The organism is Nonomuraea sp. NPDC049158 (assembly GCF_040648335.1).
Classification (GTDB): domain Bacteria; phylum Actinomycetota; class Actinomycetes; order Streptosporangiales; family Streptosporangiaceae; genus Nonomuraea.
In genome coordinates this window covers 137,960-162,656 of the sequence record NZ_JBEZDM010000013.1, presented here as the reverse complement: position 1 = coordinate 162,656, position 24,697 = coordinate 137,960, and the positions used below count along the sequence as shown (strand labels likewise).

Genomic DNA, 24,697 nt, shown 5'->3' with positions numbered 1-24,697 from the left:
CACGAATCCGAGTTTCGGCACAGCCGTGAAACCGGCAGGCGCGCACTGGTCATCCGCCGAGCGGCAGGTCACTTTCTGAGACGGAGCAGGCGGTCCACGAGGGTGCGGGCGTGGTCGGGGCCGATGGGGCGGTTGAAGAACATCGCGTGGTAGTAGACCGGCGCGATGATCACCTCCATGAACTCCAGCAGGTCGGTAGAGCCCTCCCCGCGCTTGGCCGCCCGCTCCAGCATGTCCTGCAGTTGGACGGCCCGGTCGGTCAGGTAGGTCTGGTGCTCGTGGGTTCGGGTGCTGATCTGCGCGGCGCGTACGTACAGGGCGCCGAGCGGCCCGGCCACGTCCGCCGCCAGCTGGACCGCGTAGGCCTCCAGGTCGCCGCGCAGCGAGCCCGTGTCGGGCACCGGCGACTCTTGCGACAGCCGTTCCATCACCACGTCGTCGACCAGCGCCTCCAGCGTCCCCCAGCGGCGATAGACGGTGGCCTGGTGGACGCCCGAACGCTCGGCGATCTGGGGGATCGACAGGCTGTGCCAGTCCTGTTCTGACAGGAGGTCGAGGACCGCTTCGTGGACCTGCTGGCGGACGCGTGCGCTGCGACCTCCTGGCCTTCGTGCCTGTTGCATGCTTCCACTTTAACGCGAAATTCCTTGCGTTAGCCCTTTCAAGGGCTTATCTTGAAGCGAAATTCTTCGTGATAAGGAGCCCGGCTATGGAAAGGACCTGGTCATGAAAGGCGGCTTCGTCAAGACGATCCTGGTTGATGTGGCACCGCCCATCGCCGCGTACTACCTGCTGCGCGCGTTCGACGTGAGCGAGTACACCGCGCTGCTGACCGCCACTGCGGTCGGCCTCGCCCGCACCGCCTACGTCGCCCTCCGCGAGCGCAAGCTGGACGGCTTCGCCGCCTTCACCGGCCTGGTCTTCGGCATCGGCTTGGTGCTGGCCTTCTTCACCGGCGACGAGCGCTTCATGCTGGCCATCAAGTCCGTCAGCACGTTCGCGATCGCCGCCGTCCTGACGGCCACCTGCCTGATCGGCAGGCCGGCCGCGTTCGCGCTGGCCATCCGCTTCGGCGCCGAGGACGAGAAGACGGCGGCCCGCTGGCGGGTGCTCTACCAGGCGGAGCCGGCCTTTCGGCGCATCTATCTAGTGATGACCCTGACCTGGGTGATGGCCCTGGTCGCCGAGTCGCTGATCCGCATCCCGCTCATCTACCTGCTCCCCGTGGACGTGATGACCGGGCTGTCGACCGCTCTGCTGGTCGGCACGCTCTGCCTGATCGCCGCCTGGAGCGCCTGGTACGGCAAGCGCGGCGAACTCGCCGCCCTCGCCGAACCCGCCGGGGCCAGTACGGATTCACCAGACAGCTCCGCCCGCCCTTGATACCAGGGTCGGCGCGACATTCCTGACTGACGCCGCCATCATCGACGGCTATCAAGGAGAGAGTGCATGAGTGATCAAAATGGGCCAATATTAGTCATCGGGGCCACCGGACAGCAGGGCAGCGGAGCCGTACGAGAACTGCTCGACCGGGGTCGCGCCGTCCACGCGTTCGTCCGCGACACCGACGCGTCAGCCGCCAAGACGCTGCGCGAGGCGGGGGCCGAGCTCATTGTCGGCGACCTGGACGACCCGGCGTCGTTACGGGCCGCGATGCGCGGGGTCCATGGGGTCTTCCTCGTGCTGACCATGTTGGAAGGCCGGAAGGTGACCGCCGGGGGCATCGCGGCCGAAGCGCGGCGCGGCAGGTCCGTGGTGGACATCGCCCGGGAGAGCAGCGTCGGTCACCTGGTCTACAGTTCCGTCAGCGGGGCCGACCGGGACACCGGGATCCCCTACTACGCCAACAAGCTGATGATTGAGCAGTACATCGCCGAGGTCGCGGTTCCGGCGACGATTCTGCGCCCGTTCTTCTTCATGGACAACTTCACGACCCTCACCCGGCCAGTGCTGGGCGACGGCGAAGTCGTTCTCAGCCTCGCGCTGCGCCCCGAGACCCGGCTGCCGCTGATCGCCACCCGCGATATCGGCGCGTTCGCCGCGATCGCGTTCGAGCACCCCGACCGGTTCCTCGGCCGCACCCTCAAGATCGCTGGCGACGAGCTGTCGGCCGCCGAGATGGCCGAGGCATTCGGCCGCGTCACCGGCCTGCCCGCCAGGTTCCAGCAGTTGCCGATCGAGCACGTGCGGGCCTTCGACGAGCAGGTGGCCAAGTCGTTCGAGTGGTTCGATCAGGGTGCCGTGCAGGCTCCCGACTTCGCGGAGCTGCGGGCCGAGCACCCCGGTCTGATGACCCTGGACTCCTATCTGCGCACGACTGGCTGGCGGCCGTGATGACCGATGGACACCGGCCGGGACGAACATGAAGCTGCCGAGAGTTCGCCGAGTTCCTTCAGGTAGTGCTCGTGGACTGTCGGCCGGTGGCCCCCCGGACCAGGCCGAGATCATGGCCCTGCGGGTCCGCCATGACATCCACCAGCTCACCCCGCTCACCCTCCACAGATGACGTCCGGGATGTGGATGGGAACCTTTCTCCTGTATCCGGATAAGTACGGCTGTGACACCCATTCCAGATAAGGAGCCGACCCCGGCGGCCCTGGCGCTCCGCATGGCGACACCCGCGGTTCCGGCGGCCTTCGACGCGCCGGACCCGACGGAGGACTCGGCGATCATCGAAGCGTCGTTACGCGAGCCGGAGCGTTTCGCCGAGTTGTTCAACCGGCATGCCGCCGTACTGCACCGCTACGTCGTCCGGCGTCTCGGTCCGGATCACGCGGAGGACGTGGTGGCCGAGACGTTCACCAGGGCGTTCGAGAAGCGGCGCAAGTACGCCTTCGACCGCTCGGACGCCTTGCCGTGGCTGTACGGCATCACCACGAACATCATCGGCACCCACCGCAGGGCAGAGGTACGCGGCTACCGGGCCCTGGCCCGAACCGGCGAGGACCCCGTGGCGGTGGCCTTCGACGAACGGGTGGCCGCCCGGGTCTCCGCCTCGGCGACCCGGGAACGGCTCGCGGCCGCCCTGGCCAAGCTGGGTCGAGGCGAGCGCGACGTACTGCTGCTGATCGCCTGGGGCGATCTCAGCTATGAGGAAACGGCGCAGGCGCTAGGTGTGCCCATCGGCACCGTGCGGTCCCGGCTGTCCCGAGCCCGCCGCAAGATCGCCCACGCGCTAGGCGGCAGCAACCCGACCGACGTCACCGAGGAGGTCTGATGAACGATTTGGACATGGTCCGCGACCTGCGGTCACAGGTGCGGCAGAGCGAAGAACGCGATCTCCAGGGCGCCCGGCGGCGGATGCTGGCCTCGATGGCTCAAGAGCGGCGGGGTCGCCGACTCCCCCGCATGGCGCTGCGTGTGGCCGCCGTCGGCGTCCTCGGCGTCACGATCGCGGTCGGCGTCACAGTGGTGCAGTCCGTCCGTATGGATGACCCGGGGAAGGGAGGCACCGCCACTGCCCCGGCATGGCTGGCCGCGGCGAACGCGGAGACCCTGGCCAAGCACGCGACAGCGGCGGCGGCCCGCCAGACGGACGTCTACCCGCGAGCCGATCAGTGGGTCTACACCAAAAGGGACTTCTACCGCTCACCCAAGATCGCCTCGACGAACTCGCGGTCCACCGTGGAACTGTGGACCCGGGGGGACGGCAAGGAAAGGGCCATGCGGGAGCAAGGCAGCAAGACGATCACAAGGCGCAAAGGCGGGGAGGATCCCCGCGTACGGTTCGACCCCGCGTACCTACGCTCACTCCCCTTGGATCCGGCCGCTCTACTGGAACGCCTGAAAAAGGACACAGCGGGGGTGATCCCTCTGCCCGAGGCCCGGGCGGTCTCCCATCAGATCCTGATGATCCTGCAAGAAGGCGCTCCAGCGGCTCGCCTGCGCGCCGCCTTCTACACCGTCCTGTCGAAGGTGGACGGGGTCGGCGTGGAGAAGGTACGCGATCTGCTGGGCAGAGAAGGCTTGGCCGTCTACACGGACGACGCCGACGAGGGGATTCGCCAGGAAATCATCATCGACCCGAACACCTTCGCCCTGCTCGGCGGGCGCCGCGTCTACATCGGCGGAGCGGATGCGCGGTCCCCGTACGGCAAGCTGCCCAAGGGCGAGGTGGTCCTCTCAGTGGCTCAGGTGGCCGTCGGCATCGTGGACCAGGCGGGGGACGTTCCGTAACCGGGTCCGAGGTATAGACGCACAGCGGGCGTGGGACCGCTTTCCGGTCCCACGCCCTCGCCCCCGCGGTGCGGTCGTTCAGCTCTGATGGGTGACCTCCGGTGCGGGTTCCTCGGTCTTGCGGTATCCGAGGCGGCCGCGGGTCGCGACGAGGATGATGATCGCTGCCGTACCGCTCGCCAGCAGGGTGACGTGGGATGTCTGCTGCGCGTTGGCGATCGACGGGAACATGTCCGCGTAGGCGAGCGACATGAAGTTGTTGACGCTGACGTGCAGCACCATGACCAGCGGCAGGCTCTGGCCGGTCCGGTTGAACACCCAGGTGACGATCACGCTGAACAGGCAGGCGAAAGCGATGAACTCGGCGACCGTGAGCCAGGTGACGTTCGGCCACCCGCCCCACTCGCTCAGGAACAGCGGCACGTGCCAGAAGCCCCACAGCGGGCCGAGGATGAGGGTGCCGACCAGCGGACCGAACTTGCGCTGCAGGCGGGGCAGGGCGAAGTCACGCCAGCCGGGCTCTTCCGCCAGACCGGTCGTGACCATCTGGAGCAGCAGACTCGGCAGATAGGCCACCAGCACGGCGACGGGCGGCAGGTGGATGTCTTCGTTGGACACCGCGAAACCGCTGATGATGATGGCTGCGGGAACACCGGCGGCGGCTCCGAGGTACCAGATCCAGCTGACCCGCCACTTCATCATCCGCCCGACCCACCGACGAAGACCCGCCCTGCCGTCCGCGACCGCGGTCACGATGAACGCGGCGAAGATGGGTCCGAGATAGGCGCCGGGAAGGACACCGGCGAACTGCGTGGTCCCGAGCACCGAGGGGAAGGTGAAATCTAAAACCCCCAGGCCGGTCGCCGAGAGGATGTAGGGCGTCCAGGCGAGCCAGCTCATCAGATTCGCCAGTACGAAGAAACTGAGCAGCGGACGGCGACGGATGAAACCCCGTAGCCCGGTCTGACTCGCGTAATGCTCGCTGCCCCGCCGACTGTCGACTGTCATTTCATTTTCTCCTGAGAGACGCGCTTGACTGACAGTGATCAGCACACCAGTCAGGGGCCCTCCCGGTCGTTCCCATGTACGCCCCAATGGAGGTATAGCTAGGGGTACCTGGAGAGAATGCAGCCGCCCCACCTGGGCATACAGGCGTCTCGATACCCGTCGTCGGCCACGGAGCCTCTCGGCCCGGGGCCATCCAGACCCGTTGCCGGCATCCGTGTTAGCAAGATCGCCTGCTACACGTAGGGTGCCCGGCCATTGGAGCTCGGCTTAGAGCAAGGTCTCCGGCCGAAGGACCTCGCCGCGCAAAATCCGATGAATCTCGCTGACGTCAGCGTTGTGGTTCGTCTGGCGTCGAAGTTCTTTGCGTATTGCGTCGGACACCACGTCGGACAGAAGCACCTGTGCCAAGGATTTTGGTGACGTTGCGGCGCGAGCCCTCCATAGGTCGTCGATCAGGCGGCGCTTGAACGCCTCCTTCGTCAAGTAGAAGAGCGCGTCGGCCTTGACGGCCGGGCCGGTGTCACTGAGCAGGTCCACTTCAAGGACCAGGTCGATAACCACAGGGAGGCCAGCGGTCATGTGATATGCCTGCCACACCGATCGTCGTATTTGTCGTATCCTAGTCCTGCACATAGGAAATCGGTGATAAGCAGTCGCGTGTCCCCTTCGTTAGCATCACGCGCTACGAGGTCGTTGAGGGGCTTGGCGTAGCGCCGTATCGCGACTCGAACACGATCCCGCGCATCCGTCTCCCACTTCGGAACCGATCGCGCTCCTCCCGCCTTCCTTCCAGAAGTGCTTTCGACCCCCTTGGGCACCCCGACCGACTCATTGCCGACAATCGCCTGTGCTGTCTGCTCGCTCATGCTTCCACCCGTGCATCTAGTAGAGACAAGGCAGGTTAAGCACTTCTAGAAGATCAACAGCATCGGTCGGTCCAAATCGATATAAAAATGACTCTTAAAGAGGGCGACATATCACAAAAATCGCCAATACTGCGAATTGCAAAGAAAGTCCTATATGACCAAAATCGCCCGGGGGAGTCACATGTTCCAGCATCGTCCGAGTTCGCTACCGGGACTCGGACGGTGAGAAAAGGGATCCTTGCCTTGTTCGGCGATACCGGGCGATCGAGCTTCTCGGCGAGCTTCCGATCAACTCCACGGCGCCTTCGTCGCGCATGATCGAGAGCCAGCGCCGTACAGTCTGATCGGTTAGTCCGGTACGCCGGGCCAACTCGGCTCGCGAGAGAGTCTCGTCACCAAGCGCGTCCAGCAATTGGGGGCGTCGATCGGTCCGCGTGGTTACTGATGCAGCCCCCGAGGGACGGCGGTGCTCCCGCTGGGTCAACTCGTATTGTGCCCATCGCCTGCTCCCAGCCTGGGTCACGAGTTCACGTGCCACGAGATCCCGTAGTTCTGCCGTGGCGACACGCGAGTCCACGCCGGTCGTGCTCCGGTAGGAGCGGTTGTCCAAGATCTCTCCATCGCGGAGCATCGCCAGCGCGATGCACTGGCTGTCGGTGAGGCCTCCTTCACCCAGACCTTCGATCCATCTCACGACTTCCTCATTCAGCAAGGCGTGGTTGGGGATGGTGACGGTGAAGGAGGACACTCGGTCATCGAACTGGGGCGGGCTCATACCAGCCGCTCGTAGGGCGGAAACCATGGCGCGGATTCCAGAGCCTCGATTCTCGCAGACGGTCCGGGTCTCGCCCGGCAGAGGAACGTCTTCAAGCATCTTCATCAGGGTCGCGTTGCGTGCAGATGAGATCCCCTCGTCGGTGAGGTTGTCGATGGTGACCGGGCCGAACAACCCACCTGGGCTTCGCATTGTCAGCCTGTCGGGATACATCTCGATCTGTATCTGAGTGCCACGGGCGGCGCTGGACAGATCCCTGTGCACGAGCGCATTCACCACGGCTTCCCGAAGGGCGGTCTCCGGGTATTCCCAGACATCCTCTCGGCCGGCTCCTCCGATGACTGCTCTCCTTGACATATTACGCCGGATCGCTGCGAGTGCGTCGCGGACCATGACGGGGATGGGTCCCTCGACGGTGAGGTTATCCAGAAAGCGGGTGCCGGTCGCTGATGGTTGGCCGGTCACCGACGGATAATGTACAAAGCTAATCATCAACTGGGGAAAATACTCCTGCGGATAGGAGCCGAGCGCGAGCAGGGCTGCCAGAGAGAGCGTTTCCGTGCCGTCATGGCCAGTTACTAGAATCTTGGCTCGTCTTAGCAGATTGTCATGATCAAGATCTTTGAAGGCGTAGGGCCTGCTTGTCCGGAGCCTCGCGATGAACGACTCTAGGGCGATCGGGTCGAGTAGTTCGAGGCCGGTTCCTGGAACGGCCATTTCGTCCTCGCGAGGCTGCCCGCGTGAGGAGAGCATGATCTGAACCTCATAGCTCGACAGTCGCTGATCGCCATCGCCCACGCGTACGAAACTGCCCCTGGTCATCCCGGCGCCTTTGTAGAAACATGGTCGCTGGGCCGGATCCAGTTCTGGGACTTCCGCCACGATGATTTTCACGCCTTCGAAGTCGTGGACGCGGATCAACGGCCGCAGAGCGGGTTCCATGTCTGTGGAGCAGAGCGAGGCTAGGTCGTTGGACAGCTTCGAAGCATCATGGACACCGGTCGCTGTGAATCCTGTGCTCTCGCTCAGGCCGAGGATGAGCACTCCGCCGTGGGTGTTGGCGAAGGCCGACAGGGTCTCCCGGATCGTCTTCGGCAGCTCGCGCTGAGACTGCTTCACTTCCACGTCGGAGACGTCCCCACCGAGTACGCGGAGGTTCGCAACGATCTCGGAGAGCTCTTCGTCTAGCACCGTATTCTCCCTGAGCGGCACGGACTAGCATGCGAACAACATGCTAGCTAGCATGTTAGTTAGCATGTCGAGATCAGAGGGCGGGAATGCCCAGGCCAAGGGCCTGCCCGAGAGGTCCTGGGCGGCCAATTGGAGACGAGGTCGATCTGAGGACCGCGTAGGGGCGTCCGAGAAGTTCAGCCAAGCCGCAGAAACAACAAGCAGAACCCTCTCAGCTTGATCGACAGATCTACGCCGGACGTCCTGCTATCCCCACCGGCAGCCTCATCATCGACGCACTGGCCGACTTCCCACTCATCGCGGGCACCGGCCAGTCATCCCCGGCCATCCCACCACCCATCGACCTCCAACTCCGCCTCCTGGACCTCTTCGGCATCGATCCACAAGACCTCTGGCTGAAGATCACTCACATGCGGAAAACAGGGTTGGTACGTCCCAGCTTTCCCGGTCAGGCTCGTTTCTGTATATCGGGGTGATTGGGTGTCTCCGGCTCGATGTCTGGCCGGCCGCGCGGTATGAGCTCGCCATCGCGACGCTGGGCTGTCGCCTCGGCGCCATGGCCTACGCCTGGGTGGGGCTGCTGGCGTCGGGCGGGCTGACGAAGCTGCCCATGCCGCGAACGGTGTAGATAGCCCCCTCTTCGTGGAGGGCTCTCATCGTCTTGGCGCAGGCCCTTTCTGCCGTGCCGGTCAGCCGCGGGGCGCGTACATGATCACCAGGACGCCCGCCAAGCAGATCAGCGCGCCGATGACGTCCCAGCGGTCGGGGCGGAAGCCGTCGGCGATCATGCCCCAGAGCAGCGAGCCGGCCACGAACACGCCACCGTAGGCGGCCAGGATGCGCCCGAAGTGGGCGTCGGGTTGAAAGGTGGCGACGAACCCGTACAGCCCGAGCGCGATCACGCCCGCGCCGACCCAGATCAGGCCGCGTTGCTCGCGCACGCCTTGCCAGACCAACCAGGCGCCGCCGATCTCGAACAGTGCGGCCAGACCGAACAACAGCAGAGAACGGGCGATCGTCATAGCAGCCATTGCACCAGGCCGGGCCGGAGTGGGTCCGTGCCGGGGCTGGTCAGCATCCGCGTGCCATGAGGACGACCGTGCCGACGGCGCTCTGTTTGGCGGAGGATGGACCGGCAGCGACCGCGGCCATGGCTGTGGTGGCGGGCGTGAGCGTGGCCGGCAGGGCGGCGGTGAGCGCGGATGTGACGGCTCAGCGGCGGGAGAAACCAAGGCCCACGTGGGAGGAACCGAGGCTCATAGGGTTGTTCTCCGATCTCGTGGATGCCAGGGCAGAACCGTAGGTCGTGCCGCTGCTGCGGCGGAAGACGGGTATTCAGGCTTGAATGTGCGGAAGGTATCGTGATGCTTGTGACGACGTTTCGGATCAGCGAGGCCGCGGCACTGCTCGGGGTCAGCGCCGACACCGTTCGCCGGTGGGTGGACGCGGGTCGGCTGGGAGCCGAGCGGGACGAGCACGGCCACCGGCGGGTCAACGGCGCCGACCTGGCCGCCTTCGCCCGCTCGCAGATCGAGGAGAGCGACGGCGGTAGTCGCTCCTCGGCGCGTAACCGCTTTCGCGGGATCGTGACCGAGGTGATCCGCGATGCGGTGATGGCGCAGGTGGAGATCGCCGCCGGGCCGTTTCGGGTGGTGTCGCTGATGAGCCGCCAGGCCGCGGATGAGTTGGGCCTGGAGGTGGGGGTGGTGGCGGTCGCCGTGATCAAGTCCACCAACGTCGTCGTGGAGATTCCCGGTCACGAGCGCGTGGCCAGTTATTTGTGAGGAGCCCTCCTTGGTGTTCAGGCGTCTTTCCCGATGGGCGATCGCCCTGCCCGTCGCGCTCGCGCTGGCGGGCCTGTCCGGTTGCGGCTCCGGCCAACCGGCCGCCTCAACGGCGTCGGCTTCGAGCTCGGCTTCCGCCGGTGGCGGGGCCAAGGAGGTGACGGTGTTCGCGGCGGCGTCGCTGACCGGGACGTTCACCGAGCTCGGCAAGACCTTCGAGGCCGCGCACCCGGGTACGACGGTGAAGTTCAACTTCGGCTCCAGCGCGACGCTGGCCCAGCAGATCGTCCAGGGGGCGCCGGCGGATGTGTTCGCCGCGGCGAGCCCGGCCACAATGAAGACGGTGACCGACGCGTCGCTGGCGAGTGCGCCGACCACGTTCGTGCGTAACAAGCTGGAGATCGCCGTACCGAAGGACAATCCGGCCAAGGTGGATGAGCTGAAGGATCTGGCCGACAGCAAGGTGAAGGTGGCCTTGTGCGCCGAGCAGGTGCCGTGCGGGGCGGCGGCGGTCAAGGCGCTGGACGCGGCCGGGCTGAAGGTCAAGCCTGTGACGCTGGAGCAGGACGTCAAGGCCACGCTGACCAAGGTCGAGTTGGGCGAGGTGGACGCGGCCCTGGTGTACAAGACCGATGTGATCGCCTCGGCGGGCAAGGTTCAGGGGCTGGAGTTCCCTGAGGCGGACAAGGCGATCAACGACTATCCGATCGCCACGCTGGCCAAGGCGCCGGCCGGCGACCTGGCCAAGCAGTTCGTGGATCTGGTGCTGTCGCAGCAGGGCAAGGACGTGCTGACCAAGGCCGGCTTCGAGGCTCCCTGATCGCTCATGAACCCTTCCGTGCCGGAGCAGGTCGACCTGTCGAGCTCGCCACGCGGGCCCGGCGGTCGGCCGGCCGCGGGGCGCGAGGTCTCCGGGCGCCTGCCGTGGATGCTGGTCGTACCCGCCGTCCTGGGTTTGGTCTTCCTCGTGCTGCCGCTGGCCGGGCTGCTGATCCGCGCCCCCTGGCCCACGCTGCTGCAGCGGCTGGCCGAGCCGCAGGTGCTGGAGGCGTTGCGGCTGTCGCTGGTGTGCGCCACCATCGCCACCGCCGTGTGCCTGCTGCTCGGAGTGCCGCTGGCCTGGCTGCTGGCCCGGGTGTCGTTTCCCGGGCGGCGGCTGGTCCGGGCTCTGGTCACCGTCCCGCTGGTGCTGCCGCCGGTGGTCGGCGGTGTCGCGCTGCTGCTCGTACTGGGGCGGCGCGGGTTGGTCGGGCAATGGCTGGAGGCCACGTTCGACATCACTCTGCCGTTCACCACCGCCGGGGTGATCATCGCCGAGGCGTTCGTGGCGATGCCCTTCCTGGTGATCAGCGTGGAGGGGGCGTTGCGTGGTGCCGACCGGCGTTTCGAGGAGGCTGCGGCCACGCTCGGCGCCTCGCGGTGGATCGTGTTCCGGCGGGTGACGCTGCCGATGGTCATGCCGGGTGTCGTGGCCGGGGCGGTGTTGTGCTGGGCGCGGGCGTTGGGCGAGTTCGGCGCGACGATCACGTTCGCGGGCAACTTCCCCGGCACCACCCGCACCATGCCGCTGGCGGTCTATCTGGCGCTGGAGACCGAGCCGGAGGCGGCCATCGTGCTCAGCCTCGTTCTGCTGGCCGTCTCGGTGATCATTCTGAGCAGCCTGCGTGACCGGTGGGTGAGCGCGCCATGACCCTGTACGCCCGGCTGGTGGTCACCCGCCCCGCCTTCACCCTCGACCTGACCCTGGAGGTCGCCCCGGGCGAGGTCGTGGCGCTGCTCGGCCCCAACGGCGCGGGCAAGACCACCGCCCTGCGCGCCCTGGCCGGGCTCACCCGCCTGTCCGACGGGGAGATCATCCTGCGCGACAGACCGCTGCACACCTTGCCCGCCGAGGAACGCCCGATCGGCATGGTCTTCCAGGACTACCTACTCTTCCCGCACCTGACGGCGCTGGACAACGTCGCGTTCGGGCCGCGCTGCCACGGCGTGCCCAAGGCCGAGGCCCGCCGTACCGCCGCCGCCCTGCTGGAGCGCGTCGGCCTGGCCGAGCGCGCCGCCGCCAAGCCACGGCAGCTGTCCGGCGGACAGGCTCAGCGGGTCGCGCTGGCGCGGGCGCTGGCCGTACAGCCCGATCTGCTGCTGCTGGATGAGCCGCTGGCCGCGCTCGACGCCCACACCCGGCTGGAGGTCCGCTCCGAGCTGCGCCGTCACCTGGCCGACTTCGACGGTGCGACCGTACTGGTCACCCACGATCCCCTCGACGCGATGGTGCTGGCCGACCGGCTGATCGTGATCGAGAACGGCGCCATCGTCCAGCAGGGCAGTCCGGCCGAGGTCGCCCGCCGCCCCCGTACCGACTACGTGGCCCGCCTGGTCGGGCTCAACCTCTATCGCGGCGTGGCCGACGGATCCCGGGTCAAGGTCGGCGAGCTGTTGCTGCACACCTACGAACACCTCGACGGGCCCGCGTTCGTCGCCTTCCCGCCCTCCGCCGTCGCCCTCTACCGGACCCGCCCGGACGGCAGTCCGCGCAACCTGTGGCAAGCCCGCATCGAGGGCATCGAACGCCACGGCGACAACGTACGCGTACACCTCGACGGCCCCGTCACCGCCTTCGCCGACATCACCACCGCCGCCGTCGCCGACCTCGACCTGACGCCGGGCCAGCAGATCTGGGCCTCGGCCAAGGCCACCGAGACCCACGCCTACCCCGCATGAACCCGCCCGCGCCGGACGAGCGGCATGACTGCAACGCCATCTGCCTCGGCGGGCCGTGCCACGGTCTGCTCACCCACGTCGACCAGGACATCGGCATCCTGACCATCCCCGTCCCGCGCCGCTCACCTGACGAGCCCGAGCAGCGCGCCGGCTACCGCGTCACCCGCGAACGGGTCCGCTACTGTGGCCAGACCGAGCCGTACATCGCCCTGCACTGGGCCGGCCCGCCCTGCTCCTGGGAGTGCTCAGTCCCATAACCGGTCGTCGGCGTACACCCTGATATCGGTGACCTGGCTGATGTGCCGGCCGCCGCACCGGTCACCCGGCATCACCAGGTGCGGCCCCTCGTCGTCCAGCCCCCGGCAGTCCATGCTGACGGCCAGTAGCGCCGCGGTGCCACCGAAGTCCGGGTCGATCTCGCCCCACGACAGCACCGCGCGGTGGCCGTCCCGGCCCAGTACCGAGATCAGGAAACGCAGCCGGTCCTTGCGCTCGGCCGGATCGAACATCGGCTCTGCCGCCCGCAGCACGTCGAGGAGCAGCGGCCCGGAGAAGTAGTGCCGCCGCGGCCCGGAGGTGCGGCACTCGAAGCTCACCGTGGTCTCCCGCTGCGGCATCGAACGGAGTGTCGCGACACTCAACCAGGCAGGTACGCGTACGTCGCCCGACAGAGCCACCTGGCCGTCCGTTGGAAGATCGGTTGACGTGGGCTGCACAGGCACCCTCCTCGTCTCGCCCCATCTGCTCTTCGCATGCCCGCCGCCGAACAAGGTCACACTCATCTGCGAGGCCATTTCATCTTTCTCGTGGCAGATGAGAGGACGATCGCCTGATCCATGCCGCTCATGCCCTCTTGCCTTCGGCCGCCGTCGGTAGTCTCATAGGGACTACCAAGCGCTGGCTCGGATTACCAAGCGCATGTTCATCGACAGGAAGCCGAGGCTGATGACGGTGACCTTGGACAAGAGCGTCGAAGACTTCGTGGCGACGCCTCGGCAGCTCTTCATCGACGGCCGGTGGGTGGACGCCGCCTCCGGCAAGACCGGCTATCTGGACTCCGGATACCGAGAAGGGGCGCACACCGTGGTCGGCGGCGCCCGGCATGGTGACCAGGGCTACTTCGTCCAGCCCACCGTGCTCATCGGAGCGCACCCGTCGATGAAGGTGGTCCGCAAGGAGATCTTCGGGCCGGTCGTGGTGGCTTCGCCGTTCTCCGACCTGGACGACCTCGCCGCCCAGGCCAACTCAACCGGATCACGAGGGACTCACGACCGTTGCTGGAGGCGCAGGCGGCCCTGCGCCTGATGCAGACGGCCAGAAGGTGATCGTGAGCCGTCGTCAGTACACATCGCGTACGTAGCGCTTGCTCGTGGCCAGTTGCTTGACGTACGCGGTCGCGTCATCAGGAGAGAGGCCGCCATAGCGGGCCGTGATGTCATGCAGAGTCTGGTCGACGTCCTTGGCCATCCGGCCGGCGTCGCCGCACACATATACGTGGGCCCCGTCCCGCAGCCAGGCCCAGAGCTGGGCACCGTGCTCGCGCATCCGGTCCTGAACGTAGACCTTGGCCCGCTGGTCGCGAGAAAAGGCCAGGTCGAGGCGGGTCAGCAGCCCGTCATCGTGCATTGCGGCGAGTTCGTCGCGGTAGTAGAAGTCGGTGGCCCGGCGCTGCTCGCCGAAGAAGAGCCAGTTAAGGCCGTGGTGGCCGAGGGCACGGCGTTCGTCGAGGAAGCCGAGGAAGGGCGCGACGCCGGTGCCGGGGCCGATCATCACCATCGGGGTGCCCGGGTCCGAGGGCGGGCGGAAGTGTGTGGTGTGCTGGACGTACACCGGCACCTGGGTCCGTTCCGGGTTGTCGGCCAGGTAGGCCGAGCACGCGCCGGTACGTGGGCGGCCACGCAGGTTGTCGAAGCGGACCACCGAGATGGTCAGGCGGATCTCGTCCGGGCTGGTCAGCGGGCTGGAGGAGATGGAGTACAGGCGCGGCTGAAGCCGTTTGAGCACGCCGAGCCATTCCTGGGCGGCGGCGCGTACCGGGAGTTCGGCGATGACGTCGATGGCCTGACGGCTCCATGTCCACTTGGCCAGCTCACCCTTGTTGCCTGGACGTAGCAACCGGGACAGATCGCGGTCGCGAGTACGTTCGGCGACGAACTTGAGCAGGCCCGAGGTGATCTTGGTGATGTCCAGATGGCGGTGCAGCGCCTCGCTGAGGGGAAGCGAGCCGAGTCCGGTGAGCTCCACGTTGTCGACCGGGCTCAGACCGGTCACCGCCAGCCATTCCATGACCAGGTCGGCGCTGTTGACGGGCATGACGCCGAGGGCGTCCCCGGCCCGGTAGGCCAGCTCGCCGCCGGTGTCGAAGGTGAACTGGCGGACCTCTTTGGCCGAGCCGGGCAGGCTGAGCAGCCGGTTGCCCGACAGCGTCGCGGTGAAGGGGGCCGTCTTGCTGGGGCTCGGCGTGGGCGCGGGAGAACCGACGGGCGCGGCCGGCACGGACAGCGAGGCGGGCGTCGTCTCGGTGAGTGTCGTCTCGGTGAGTGTGGTCTCGGTGCGCGTCGTCTCGGTGAGCGTCGTGAGCACCTGGTCGAGCCAGCTCAGGGCGCGTTCCTGGTCGTCGGGCTCGCAATCGGCGCGCGGCGCCAGGCGTACCGCGCCGAGCTCCTCCAGACGCCGGTCGAGCTGGCGTCCGTGACCACAGAAGTCGTCGTAACTGGAGTCGCCGAAGGCCAGCACCGCATAGCGCACGCCGTCGAGCCGTGGTGCTGCGGGCTCGGCGAGCGCCGCCCAGAAGGCGGCACCGTTGTCGGGTGCTTCACCGTCGCCGAACGTACTGGAGATGACGAGCAGGTCCGCCGCCGCGGGAAGAGCGGCCGGGGTGCAGTCGGCCATGTCGACCAGCCGCGCCTTGCGGCCCGTATCGGCCAGGCGGCGAGCGCTGGCGGCGGCGAACTCCTCGGCGTTTCCGGTCTGCGAGGCCCACAGGACGATGAGCTCGCGCACCGGCGCCTCGGGCGGCGCGTCCGGTGCGAGGGCAGGGGCCGCGACGCGGGAGAAGGCGCCGGCCAGCGCGCCGTTGATCCACAGAGCGTGGCTCGGGTCGATGGGGGCATGACTCGGCAAGATCGGTACGGCCGTACCGGCGGGCGGCGCATCGCTCAGACCGGCCAGAAAACCGGCCAGATACTGACGCTCGTGATCTGCGAGCACCGGCGGGGGCAGCTCGCCCAGCCCGAACAACCCGGCCAGCGCCGCGACCGGACCGGGCACTGCGACCGGACCGGGCACTGCGGCCGGCTCGGGCACTGCGGCCGGCTCGGGTGCTCGTGAGGGAGCGTCGTCTGTGGCCACCCTGGCCAGGGCGACCGCGCACACCTTCAGCTCGGGCTGGAACGAGATCGGGTCCACGGCGTCGCTGGTGACGGCGTTGACGCTGAGGTACTCGCCGAACAGGTCGTTCCAGTGGAACGGCGCGAAGCTGTTGCCCGGCATCACCCGGTCCGTCACGACCGCGGGCAGCACGGCCCGGCCGCGCCGGGAAGAGATGGCCACCAGATCGCCCTCGCCGATGCCGAGCTCAGCCGCGTCCCGCGGGTTGATCTCGACGAACGGTCCCGGGTTGAGCTTGTTCAGCTTGGCGACCTTGCCGGTCTTGGTCAGGGTGTGCCACTGGTGCTGCAACCGACCAGTGTTGAGTATGTACGGGAAGTCGTCATCGGGCAGCTCGGCGGCGGGCAGGTGCGGGCGCGGGAAGAAGACGGCACGACCGTCGGCGGTGGCGAAGGCCAGGCGCGGGCGGCTGCCGTCCTCCCGCACGAGCGGCGCCTGGCTGAGACCGTCGTTGAGATAGCGGATCGGGTTGCGCGCGCCGGAACCGGGCGGGCTCGGCCACTGCAAAGGCGTCTCCCGCAGCCGCTCGTAGGTGACGCCGCGCAGATCGTAGCCGGTCGCGGGATTACCCGCCCGCTTGATCTCCTCGAACACCTCCTCCGCGCTCTCATAGGAGAAGCCGGCCTCGAACCCCATCTCGCAGGCGACCCTGGCGATGATCCGCCAATCCGGCAGCGCCTCCCCGACCGGCTCGACGGCCTGCTGGAGCAGGGTGAGGTTGCGCTCGGAGTTGATCATCACGCCTTCGGACTCGGCCCACAGGGTGGCCGGGAGTACGACGTCGGCGTAGGCGTTGGTCTCGGTGGCCGCGAACACGTCCTGGGTGACGACGAACTCGGCGGCCTCCAGACCGGCGATCACGGTCTTGCGGTTGGCGACGCTGGCGATCGGATTGGTGCAGATGATCCAGCACGCCTTGATCTCGCCCTCGGCCATCCGCGAGAACATCTCGATCGTGCCCTGCCCGACCTCGGTCCGAAGCGTCCCGGGCGCGATCCCCCACAGGTCCTCGACGAACCGGCGGTCCTCCTCCACCAGCGCCGATCGTTGGCCGGGCAGGCCGGGCCCCATGTAGCCCATCTCGCGCCCACCCATCGCATTGGGCTGGCCGGTCAGCGAGAACGGGCCGCTGCCGGGGCGGCAGATCGCGCCCGTGGCCAGGTGCAGGTTGCACAGCGCGTTGGTGTTCCAGGTGCCGTGAGTGCTCTGGTTGAGCCCCATCGTCCAGCAGCTCATCCACTCGCCGGCTTCGCCGATCCACTGAGCCGCCCGACGCAGGTCGGCCTCGGGTATGCCGGTGATCTCCGCGACGGTGGCGGGCGGATAGTCGAGCAGGAAGCCAGGCATGGCTTCCCAGCCGTTGGTGTGCTCCGTGATGAACTCCTGGTCGATGTGGCCACTCTCGACCAGGAGGTGCAGCAGCCCGTTGAGCAGGGCCAGGTCCGTACCCGGCCGGATCTGCAGGAACAGGTCGGCCTTGTCGGCCGTGGCCGTGCGGCGCGGGTCCACCACGATCAGCTTGGCCCCGGCCTTGACCCGGTCCATCATCCGCAGGAACAGGATGGGGTGGCAGTCGGCCATGTTCGCGCCGATGACGAAGAACACCTCGGCGTGCTCGAAGTCCTCGTACGAGCCGGGCGGGCCGTCCGAGCCCAGCGACAGCTTGTAGCCGCTGCCCGCGCTGGCCATGCACAGCCGCGAGTTCGACTCGATCTGGTTGGTGCCGACGAACCCCTTGGCCAACTTGTTCGCCAGATATTGGGCCTCCAGCGTCATCTGCCCGGACACATAGAACGACAGCGCGTCCGGCCCGTGCTCGTCCAGGATCGCGCGCAGCCGCCGGGCGGTCGCCGTGATCGCCGCGTCGACACCGGCCTCCTCCGGCTCCGCACCCCGATCCGGCCGGACGAGCGCCCGCTCCAGCCGTCCCGGAGCCGCGAGCATCGCCGCGCTGGTGGCTCCCTTCGTACACAGACGCCCGGCGTTGGCCGGGTGGCTCTTGTCCCCCGAGGCCTTGACCACCTTCCGCCGCCCATCGGCGCCGCGCGTTACGTCGAGCACGATGCCGCAGCCGACGCCGCAATAGGAACAGACGGTCTTCACCCGGTCCGTCGCCGTCATCGGCCCTTCTCCTCTACAGGGCCTGAACGCTGTCCCGGGCAGTGGGCGCGTCGCAGCCGCAGCGGGCAGATCCAACGCGCAAAAGGTAAGAAGCTGGCGTTACAGGGACGTCACATCAGCCGACTGCGGCCGGTTACATTCAGATCACCACCGATCCCTGCCCGCCACACACCTGCTACATCCGGCTCGACCCCGCCTGCCGGTGATAGCAAGAAGCCCCCTGTGATGATCACAGAGGGCTTCTGACCTGGGAGCCTCGCCGAGTGCCTGCCGGCGGATGGCCTTCCGGGCCGACCGGGCCGACCGGGCCGACCGGCCGTCGGTCAGGCGTCGGCCAGGCTGGTGCCGTCGGCGGTCAGGCGGACGGCGCGGCCGGTGGCGGCCGAGCGGGTGGCCGCGGCTCCCACCAGCACACTGCGGATCCCGTCGCGGTACCCGGCAGGGCGGCCCAGCGGGTCCTCGCTCGGACCGCGGAAGACGTCGTTCAGTAGCAGCCGGTCGCCGCCGCCATGGCCACCTTCCCCCTGCTCGATCACGATCTCCTCGCGTTCCTGCCAGTGCCGGTGCAGCGTGAGCCGCTCCCAGGCGCCGGCCGCGTGCTGCTTGGTGGCGGCGCTCGGGTCGATCGCGGCGTGCGGCGGCGTCCAAGATCGCTCGCACACCTCCAGCTCGATCCGGCCCTCCGTACCGTTGAAGACCACGCGGTAGCCCTCGTACGGGGCATGCGCGGTGAGCGAGTACGTGAGCATGGCCCGGTTGGCGTAGCGCACCAGAACGGACATGTTGTCGTCGATCGTCACGCCCGGCCCGAAGACGTCCTGGTCGCGGATGTAGCCGTCCTCGTGCTCGGCGTCCAGGTAGAGGCGCTTGAGATGCTCGTCGGCGGAGATGTCGAGGATGAACGGGTCGGTGCCGAGGCCGGGCGCACCCTGGCCGCGGACGGGGCGCGGGCCCCTGGGCAGGGCCTGGCCGTAGAAGCGCAGGTCGGTCTGGGCGAAGACGAGCTCGGGCGCCGCCGCCAGCCACCAGTTGACCAGGTCGAAGTGGTGGGTGGACTTGTGCACCAGCAGGCCGCCGGAGTTGGCTCGCTCGCGGTGCCAGCGGCGGAAGTAGTCGGCGCCGTGGATGGTGTCGAGTGCCCAGTCGAAGTGGACGGAGGTGACGTCGCCGATCGCGCCTTCGCTGATCAGCTTCTTCACCGCCGAGTTGCGCGGCGAGTAGCGGTAGTTAAAGGTGACCACCAGCTTGCCCGGGTTGCGCTCGGCGGCGGCGGCGATGGCCTCGCAGCCCTCGGCGTCGATGGTGAGCGGCTTCTCCACGATGACGTCGAGGCCCGCGTCGAGGGCGGCGACGACATAGCGGGCGTGCGTCACGTCCACCGTGGTGACCACGACGGCATCGGCCAGCTCCAGCAGCTTGCCGAACTCGTCCGGATGGAAGCGGGGCACGTCGTCGCCGATGCGTTCGGCGTAGTAGTCCATGCGGGTCCGGTTGGTGTCGCAGAGGCCGACGATCGTACCGGTGTCCCGCCAGTCGCCCAGCAGGGCGTCGATGTACATCCGAACGCGGTGACCAAGGCCGACGAAGGCGTACCTGGTGCTCAACTTCTCTCCCCGAGTCGTGGCGGAGGCTGGGGGCTGTCGCGCCCCCAGCCTGGATCGGACCTCAGCCGGCGAGAGCGGCGTTGGCTTCGGTCAGGAACTTCTGCGCGGCGGCGTCCGGTGTCGTCTTGGCGAAGACGACCTCCTCGGTGACGCGCTTGAGGATGTCATCCACCTGGAGGGCGCCCTTCGGCGGAGCGGCGATCGGGCTCAGCTCGCTCCTGACCTCGTCGATGAAGCCCAGCGTCTTCTGGTCGACGGCCGGCAGCTTGTCCTTGACGGCCGCGAGCACCTTGGCGTTGGTCGGCAGGCCACGGTCGCTCAGCAGGATCGAGGCCGCGTCCGGGTCGTTGACCATGAAGTCGATGAACTTGGCGGCTTCCGCCGGATGCTCGGACTTGGCGGCGATCGTGTAGAACATCGACGGCTGCAGGAACATGCCGCTGGTGGTCGCCTCCTTCGCCTTGGGCATGCGCAGCAGGGTCAGCTCCTGACCGGACGCCTTGGTCAGGCCGCCGAGCTGGTTGCTCCACCACATGCCTGTCGCACCGGTGTTGGTGCCCAGCGGCGACTGTTCGACCCCGCCCGCGATCAGCTCGGAGCTCTTCGCCGCGTCAGGCGAGCCCTTGGTCTGGATCAGCTGCTGGTGGATGGCCCACCAGGCCTTCAGCGTGTCAGGCGAGACGCCCAGCTTCTTACCGTCGTACAGCTTCTCGCCGCGCTGGGCCGCGAAGATCTGCAGCCAGGCCGGGTTGTAGTTGTACTCGGCTCCCGTGATGCCGCCACCGCTCGCGCTGATCTGCTTGGCCAGGTTGGTCCAGTCGTCCCAGGTCCAGGACTTGTCGTCGGGGACCTTCTGCTTGGCCTTCTCGATCGTCGCCTTGTTGACGAGCATGGAGAAGGTGTTGACGCCGCTCGGGATGGCGTACTGCTTGCTGTCGATGTTGCCGGCGGCGAGCGCCTGCTGGTCGAGGTCGGTCGTGACCACCTTGCCCGCCAGGTCGGCCAGGGCGCCGCGCCCGGCGTACTCGCCCAGGCCGCGGATCTCGATGCTCATGACGTCGGGGGCGTCGTTCGCCGCCACCTTGGTGGCGAGTTTCTCGTAGTAGTTGTTGAAGTCGGAGAAGTCGCCCTCGACGTTGATGGTCGGGTTCTTCTCCTCGAACTTCTTGATCACCTGATCGGTGAGCTTCTGCCGGGAGTCGCTGCCCCAATAGGAGAAGCGGAGTTCGACCTTGCCACTGTCCGCCTTGTCGCCGCCGCCACAGCCGGCCGCGCCCGTCATGACGGCCGCCGACAGCAGGGCGACCGTCCACATCATCCTAGGCTTCACAGCTCTACCTCCTGGTGAAGAGTTACGGGGGGTGTTACTTGAGTCCGGTGGTCGCCATGCCACGGATCAGGTATTTCTGGCCGGCCAGGAAGAATCCGAAGATCGGCCCCAGCGACACGATCGACATCGCGAACATCGGCCCCCACGAGGACTCACCGCTGGAGTCCAGGAACTGGCGCAGCGCGACGGCGACCGTGAGGTTGTCGGAGTTCGTCAGGTACAGGTTCTGGCTGAAGAAGTCGTTCCACGTCCAGATGAAGGTGAAGATGCCGGTCGTGGCGAGCGCCGGGGTGCAGAGCGGGAGGATCACCTGGAGGAAGACCCGCCAGTAGCCGGCGCCGTCGATGGAGGCGGCCTCGTCCAGTTCCCTCGGCAGGGTCCTGATGAACTGCACCATCAGGAAGATGAAGAACGCGTCCGTGGCCAGGAACTTGGGCACGATCAGCGGCCAGATCGTGTTGATCCAGTCGAGCTTGGAGAACACGATGTACTGCGGCACGACCGTCACATGGTGCGGCAGCATGATCGAGCCGAGCATGACCGCGAACCAGAGCTTCTTCAGCGGGAAGTTCAGCCGGGCGAAGGCGTACGCGGCCAAGGAGCAGGCGATCAGGTTGGCCGCCACCGACAGGCCGGTGATGACCGCCGAGTTCCACAGGTAGAACCCGAAGGTGTGCTTGAGCGAGGTCCAGCCGTCGCTGTAGTTCTCCAGCGTGAAGGTGCTCGGCCACAGGCCCGGCTCACGGAAGATCAACTCCTCCGGCTTCAGCGAGCTGGACACCATCCAGAGCAGCGGGTACAGCATGACCAGGCCGAAGCCGATCAGCAGGATGTGCTTGAGCAGGCGGCTGCCCCGCGGAAGCGGGCGGAACAGCAGCGGGACGGCCTTACTTGGTGTCGCCATAGAAGACCCAATACTTCGACGCGAGGAAGTTGACACCGGTCAGTCCGGCGATGATGAGCAGCAGCACCCAGGCCATGGCTGCCGCATAGCCCATGTCGTAGCTCTTGAAGCCCTTCAGGTAGAGATAGAGCGTGTAGAAGAGCGTGGAGTCGACCGGTCCGCCGGTGCCGCTGCTGACGATGAACGACTGGGTGAAGGACTGGAACGACTTGATCACTTCGAGTACGAGATTGAAGAAGATGATCGGCGTGAGCAGGGGCAGCGTGATCGACCGGAACTGGCGGAGCTTGCCGGCCCCGTCCACCTGGGCCGCCTCGTAGTAGCTCTGCGGAATCTGCCGTAGCCCCGCCAGGAAGATCACCATGGGCGCGCCGAACGTCCACACGTGCAGGAGGATCAGCGTCCCCAGCGCGGTGTCGGGATCGGAGACCCAGCCCGCGCCCTGAATGCCGAAGACATCCAGCACGGCGTTGACCAGGCCATCGCTACCGAAGATCTTCCGCCAGAGGATGGCGATCGCCACGCTGCCACCCAGCAGGGACGGCAGGTAGTAGATCGAACGGTAGAACGACAGGCCGCGCAGCCCCCGGTCGAGCGCCAGCGCCAGCCCGAGCGCGAAGGCCAGCTGCAGCGGCACCGACACGACCACGTAGATCGTGGTCACCTTCAGCGAGGTGAGGAACCGCGTGTCCTCGGTGAACATCTTCGCGTAGTTGTCGAGCCCGATCCACTTCGCCGTTTCCAGCATGTTGAAGTCGGTGAACGACAGATACAGCGACGCCAGGATCGGGCCGACCGTGATCACGAACAGGCCGATGAACCATGGGGCCAGGAAGAGATAGGCCGTACGGGCCTCTCGCCGCTTGTGAGCGTTCACCCGCTTGGCGCGCCCCGCACCCGGCGGCTTGGCGTGGGCTCGCCGGCGAGCGCGCGCCCGTTCCGGGGTTACCGCGATCGAATCGGACATAGACGCATGTGTCCCTCATTCCTGGCCGTCCGGGCACGGCGGGATCGGATAGCGCTTTCCTATAGGTGCACCAAAAGTTTCGTCAACCCTTTGCAGGCGTTACGTAGATGTTACCGATATATCGTGATCTATGTTTTCCCAGTTCACCTGGCTATCCGAGCCGTCTGGCCGCCAGCTAAATTTTCCGGCGAACTACAACCGGTTGCACTCTTCGGCCCAGCCGGCTCCCTGACGTGAAGACACCGTCCACTCGGTCGTACAGCGGCTCGCTCAGGCCGGATTCGCTCAGTTCGGTGGACGAAGGCCCTACAGCCGTTGCTCTGCAGTCGGCCCCCAGAAACGACTCAGGGAGTCCCTTGAGATCAAGGAACTCCCCGGTGGTACTTGAACCCCCCAACCCGCTGACCTGCGGGGAAGGGCAGACGCCTCGTCAGCGTCCGGCGAGCAGGGCGTCGAGCACGTGCATGGCGCGCCATGCCTTGGTCATGCCGAACTGCGCGGAGAACCGTACGACGGCACGGACCTCCTCCGGCGTGGCGCCGGCGGCGAGGGCGCGCGTCAGGTGGGCGCGGAAGCTCTCCTCCAGGGTCTGGAAGAGCACATCGACGGTCATCGTGATGAACGCGCGCTCACGGACCGACAGCAGTCGCATGTCGGCGCGCATCCGCGACTGCAGATCCATGTAGATCCCGAACGGTGCGTCGAGGGCGGCCACGGCCTGCCGCATCGGCTCGGGGATCGGGCTGCCCGTGCCGTTGGCGTTCACCTCGTGGCCCTGACCGGTGGGGGCGGGCAGGGCGTGCTCCCGCTCCAGGTCGGTCAGGCGGGCGAGCGCCGCCAGGGCGGCGGGATATCCGCTGTCGTAGGCGACGAAGCGGAGCACTTCGCGCAGGTCGTCGGCCGATAAGCCGCAGTCTGCCGCCATCGTCACATGCTGCTGGAAGGGCAGGCCGAGGGTCTGCTGGCAGACGTCGGCCGTGAGGCACAGCAGGACCTTCTCGCGTGCGGTCAGCTCCGGGCTCTCGTCCCAGAGCAGGCGGTCGGTGGCGGCGCTCATCTCGGCGAACACCGAGTCCAATTTCATAGGAAATCCTCTATACGTGAACAGCTGTAGTGCTACGACTGTAGCGCTAAAGTTGTTCGCCTACAATGGGCCACCATGGACACGACCCCCTCCGCTCCGGCCGGCCCTTCCGGTGGCAGGCGGGGCCGCAACCCGCGCGGCCAGGGCGAGCGACTGCGCGAGGACATCGTCGGCGCCGCCCTGCGACTGCTGGACGAACACGGCGACGACCAGGCCCTGTCCATGCGCGCGGTGGCCCGGGAGGTCGGCGTCGCGGCGACCTCTGTGTACATTCACTTCGCCGACCGGGACGCGCTCGTCCTGGCCGCTCTGGAGAGGTTCCATCGCGAGCTCTTGGAGGCCGTCGATCAGGCGGAGACCGGTGCCGCCGAGCCGGCGGGGAAGCTGCGGGCCCGCGTCCTGCTGCTGGGCAGGTGGGTCCAACGGCACCCCGGCCTGTACAAGGTGCTGCACGAGAGCACGCTCAACCAGCGTGCGGCCATGTCGTTCAAGCAGGAACTGGCCGAGCGCACCACCGCCGCGGTGCAGCGGTGTATTGACGCCGGGCTCGCCCCGGCCGACGACGCCGCGGTGGTCTCACTGGACCTGAGGGCGGCGGTTCACGGGGCCGTGTCGATGCGGGTCAATCAGCCCGACCTGCCATGGCCGCCGTTGGAGGAGCAGATCGATCGCTTCCTGACCAAGCTTGTCGGCCTCACACCCGCCATCGGCCGCTGACCGGAACGACCGCGGCCTGGTCGCCTTTCGCGGAGCGCCTTGCCGGGGTCGGCGACCGAGCA

Annotated in this window: 24 protein-coding genes; 12 read left to right on the top strand and 12 right to left on the bottom strand. The window is 67.3% G+C overall.

What is annotated here, in order from left to right; genetic code table 11:
• Positions 1 to 68: 68 nt before the first annotated feature.
• The gene (locus AB0B61_RS27785) at positions 69 to 623 is read right to left on the bottom strand and encodes a TetR/AcrR family transcriptional regulator (RefSeq protein WP_358437526.1); all 555 of its coding nucleotides are present in this window, start codon (positions 621 to 623) and stop codon (positions 69 to 71) included.
• 103 nt (positions 624 to 726) lie between these two features.
• On the opposite strand from AB0B61_RS27785, the gene AB0B61_RS27780 reads away from it, so the two are divergent.
• From AB0B61_RS27780 to AB0B61_RS27765, 4 genes are all read left to right on the top strand, one after another.
• On the top strand, positions 727 to 1,383 hold the full coding sequence (locus tag AB0B61_RS27780; RefSeq protein WP_358437523.1) for a VC0807 family protein: 657 nt from the start codon (positions 727 to 729) through the stop codon (positions 1,381 to 1,383).
• A gap of 66 nt (positions 1,384 to 1,449) precedes the next feature.
• Positions 1,450 to 2,334, top strand: a complete 885-nt coding sequence (locus AB0B61_RS27775; protein WP_358437520.1) for an NmrA/HSCARG family protein — start codon at positions 1,450 to 1,452, stop codon at positions 2,332 to 2,334.
• Between the two features lie 274 nt (positions 2,335 to 2,608).
• Positions 2,609 to 3,217 carry an RNA polymerase sigma factor gene (locus AB0B61_RS27770; RefSeq protein ID WP_358437517.1) on the top strand — a complete coding sequence of 203 codons (609 nt, stop codon included), beginning with the start codon at positions 2,609 to 2,611 and terminating at the stop codon, positions 3,215 to 3,217.
• Entirely contained in the window at positions 3,217 to 4,176 is a 960-nt protein-coding gene (locus AB0B61_RS27765; RefSeq protein ID WP_358437514.1) for a CU044_5270 family protein, read from the top strand. The genes AB0B61_RS27770 and AB0B61_RS27765 overlap by 1 nt, the downstream gene beginning before the upstream one ends.
• Before the next feature lie 78 nt (positions 4,177 to 4,254).
• Here AB0B61_RS27765 and AB0B61_RS27760 read toward each other — a convergent pair whose 3' ends face one another.
• From AB0B61_RS27760 to AB0B61_RS27750, 3 genes are all read right to left on the bottom strand, one after another.
• Positions 4,255 to 5,184 carry a type II CAAX endopeptidase family protein gene (locus AB0B61_RS27760; RefSeq protein WP_358437511.1) on the bottom strand — a complete coding sequence of 310 codons (930 nt, stop codon included), beginning with the start codon at positions 5,182 to 5,184 and terminating at the stop codon, positions 4,255 to 4,257.
• A gap of 267 nt (positions 5,185 to 5,451) precedes the next feature.
• Complete coding sequence (locus AB0B61_RS27755) at positions 5,452 to 5,763, bottom strand: hypothetical protein (protein WP_358437508.1); 312 nt, start codon at positions 5,761 to 5,763, stop codon at positions 5,452 to 5,454.
• 492 nt (positions 5,764 to 6,255) lie between these two features.
• Entirely contained in the window at positions 6,256 to 8,016 is a 1,761-nt protein-coding gene (locus AB0B61_RS27750) for an ATP-binding protein (RefSeq protein ID WP_358437506.1), read from the bottom strand.
• 472 nt (positions 8,017 to 8,488) lie between these two features.
• On the opposite strand from AB0B61_RS27750, the gene AB0B61_RS27745 reads away from it, so the two are divergent.
• Positions 8,489 to 8,644, top strand: a complete 156-nt coding sequence (locus AB0B61_RS27745) for a hypothetical protein (RefSeq protein ID WP_358437503.1) — start codon at positions 8,489 to 8,491, stop codon at positions 8,642 to 8,644.
• A gap of 61 nt (positions 8,645 to 8,705) precedes the next feature.
• Here the strand turns inward: AB0B61_RS27745 and AB0B61_RS27740 are convergent, their stop codons facing one another.
• Complete coding sequence (locus tag AB0B61_RS27740) at positions 8,706 to 9,038, bottom strand: YnfA family protein (protein ID WP_358437500.1); 333 nt, start codon at positions 9,036 to 9,038, stop codon at positions 8,706 to 8,708.
• 348 nt (positions 9,039 to 9,386) lie between these two features.
• On the opposite strand from AB0B61_RS27740, the gene AB0B61_RS27735 reads away from it, so the two are divergent.
• The 5 genes from AB0B61_RS27735 to AB0B61_RS27715 all read left to right on the top strand — a co-directional run bounded on the left by AB0B61_RS27735 (position 9,387) and on the right by AB0B61_RS27715 (position 12,775).
• Positions 9,387 to 9,800 (top strand): helix-turn-helix transcriptional regulator, encoded by a 414-nt coding sequence (locus AB0B61_RS27735; protein WP_358437498.1) that lies wholly within the window; start codon positions 9,387 to 9,389, stop codon positions 9,798 to 9,800.
• Between the two features lie 13 nt (positions 9,801 to 9,813).
• A complete protein-coding gene (gene modA, locus AB0B61_RS27730; protein WP_358437495.1) occupies positions 9,814 to 10,620 on the top strand; it encodes a molybdate ABC transporter substrate-binding protein in 807 nt (268 codons plus the stop codon).
• Positions 10,621 to 10,728: 108 nt separating this feature from the next.
• Positions 10,729 to 11,490, top strand: coding sequence for an ABC transporter permease (locus AB0B61_RS27725; RefSeq protein ID WP_358437835.1), 762 nt, complete (start codon positions 10,729 to 10,731; stop codon positions 11,488 to 11,490).
• Positions 11,487 to 12,518: an ABC transporter ATP-binding protein gene (locus AB0B61_RS27720; protein ID WP_358437493.1), complete on the top strand. Its 1,032-nt coding sequence runs from the start codon at positions 11,487 to 11,489 to the stop codon at positions 12,516 to 12,518. Before AB0B61_RS27725 ends, AB0B61_RS27720 begins: the two co-directional genes overlap by 4 nt.
• The gene (locus AB0B61_RS27715) at positions 12,515 to 12,775 is read left to right on the top strand and encodes a hypothetical protein (protein WP_358437490.1); all 261 of its coding nucleotides are present in this window, start codon (positions 12,515 to 12,517) and stop codon (positions 12,773 to 12,775) included. Before AB0B61_RS27720 ends, AB0B61_RS27715 begins: the two co-directional genes overlap by 4 nt.
• Here the strand turns inward: AB0B61_RS27715 and AB0B61_RS27710 are convergent.
• Positions 12,764 to 13,135, bottom strand: coding sequence for a hypothetical protein (locus tag AB0B61_RS27710; RefSeq protein WP_358437487.1), 372 nt, complete (start codon positions 13,133 to 13,135; stop codon positions 12,764 to 12,766). The genes AB0B61_RS27715 and AB0B61_RS27710 overlap by 12 nt on opposite strands.
• 301 nt (positions 13,136 to 13,436) lie before the next feature.
• Here AB0B61_RS27710 and AB0B61_RS27705 point away from each other — a divergent pair, with 301 nt between their 5' ends.
• Complete coding sequence (locus AB0B61_RS27705) at positions 13,437 to 13,823, top strand: aldehyde dehydrogenase family protein (protein ID WP_358437484.1); 387 nt, start codon at positions 13,437 to 13,439, stop codon at positions 13,821 to 13,823.
• 33 nt (positions 13,824 to 13,856) lie between these two features.
• On the opposite strand, the gene AB0B61_RS27700 is transcribed toward AB0B61_RS27705, so the two are convergent.
• The 6 genes from AB0B61_RS27700 to AB0B61_RS27675 all read right to left on the bottom strand — a co-directional run bounded on the left by AB0B61_RS27700 (position 13,857) and on the right by AB0B61_RS27675 (position 23,918).
• Positions 13,857 to 18,029 carry a molybdopterin-dependent oxidoreductase gene (locus AB0B61_RS27700; RefSeq protein WP_358437481.1) on the bottom strand — a complete coding sequence of 1,391 codons (4,173 nt, stop codon included), beginning with the start codon at positions 18,027 to 18,029 and terminating at the stop codon, positions 13,857 to 13,859.
• A 323-nt stretch (positions 18,030 to 18,352) separates the two neighbouring features.
• Positions 18,353 to 19,633 carry a Gfo/Idh/MocA family oxidoreductase gene (locus AB0B61_RS27695; protein ID WP_358437478.1) on the bottom strand — a complete coding sequence of 427 codons (1,281 nt, stop codon included), beginning with the start codon at positions 19,631 to 19,633 and terminating at the stop codon, positions 18,353 to 18,355.
• 61 nt (positions 19,634 to 19,694) lie between these two features.
• Positions 19,695 to 20,963 (bottom strand): extracellular solute-binding protein, encoded by a 1,269-nt coding sequence (locus AB0B61_RS27690; protein ID WP_358437475.1) that lies wholly within the window; start codon positions 20,961 to 20,963, stop codon positions 19,695 to 19,697.
• 34 nt (positions 20,964 to 20,997) lie between these two features.
• The gene (locus AB0B61_RS27685) at positions 20,998 to 21,867 is read right to left on the bottom strand and encodes a carbohydrate ABC transporter permease (RefSeq protein WP_225299952.1); all 870 of its coding nucleotides are present in this window, start codon (positions 21,865 to 21,867) and stop codon (positions 20,998 to 21,000) included.
• The gene (locus tag AB0B61_RS27680) at positions 21,851 to 22,834 is read right to left on the bottom strand and encodes a sugar ABC transporter permease (protein WP_358437472.1); all 984 of its coding nucleotides are present in this window, start codon (positions 22,832 to 22,834) and stop codon (positions 21,851 to 21,853) included. The genes AB0B61_RS27685 and AB0B61_RS27680 overlap by 17 nt, the downstream gene beginning before the upstream one ends.
• 430 nt (positions 22,835 to 23,264) lie before the next feature.
• Complete coding sequence (locus AB0B61_RS27675; RefSeq protein ID WP_358437469.1) at positions 23,265 to 23,918, bottom strand: carboxymuconolactone decarboxylase family protein; 654 nt, start codon at positions 23,916 to 23,918, stop codon at positions 23,265 to 23,267.
• A 75-nt stretch (positions 23,919 to 23,993) separates the two neighbouring features.
• Here AB0B61_RS27675 and AB0B61_RS27670 point away from each other — a divergent pair, with 75 nt between their 5' ends.
• Complete coding sequence (locus AB0B61_RS27670) at positions 23,994 to 24,635, top strand: TetR/AcrR family transcriptional regulator (RefSeq protein WP_358437466.1); 642 nt, start codon at positions 23,994 to 23,996, stop codon at positions 24,633 to 24,635.
• Positions 24,636 to 24,697 lie beyond the last annotated feature (62 nt).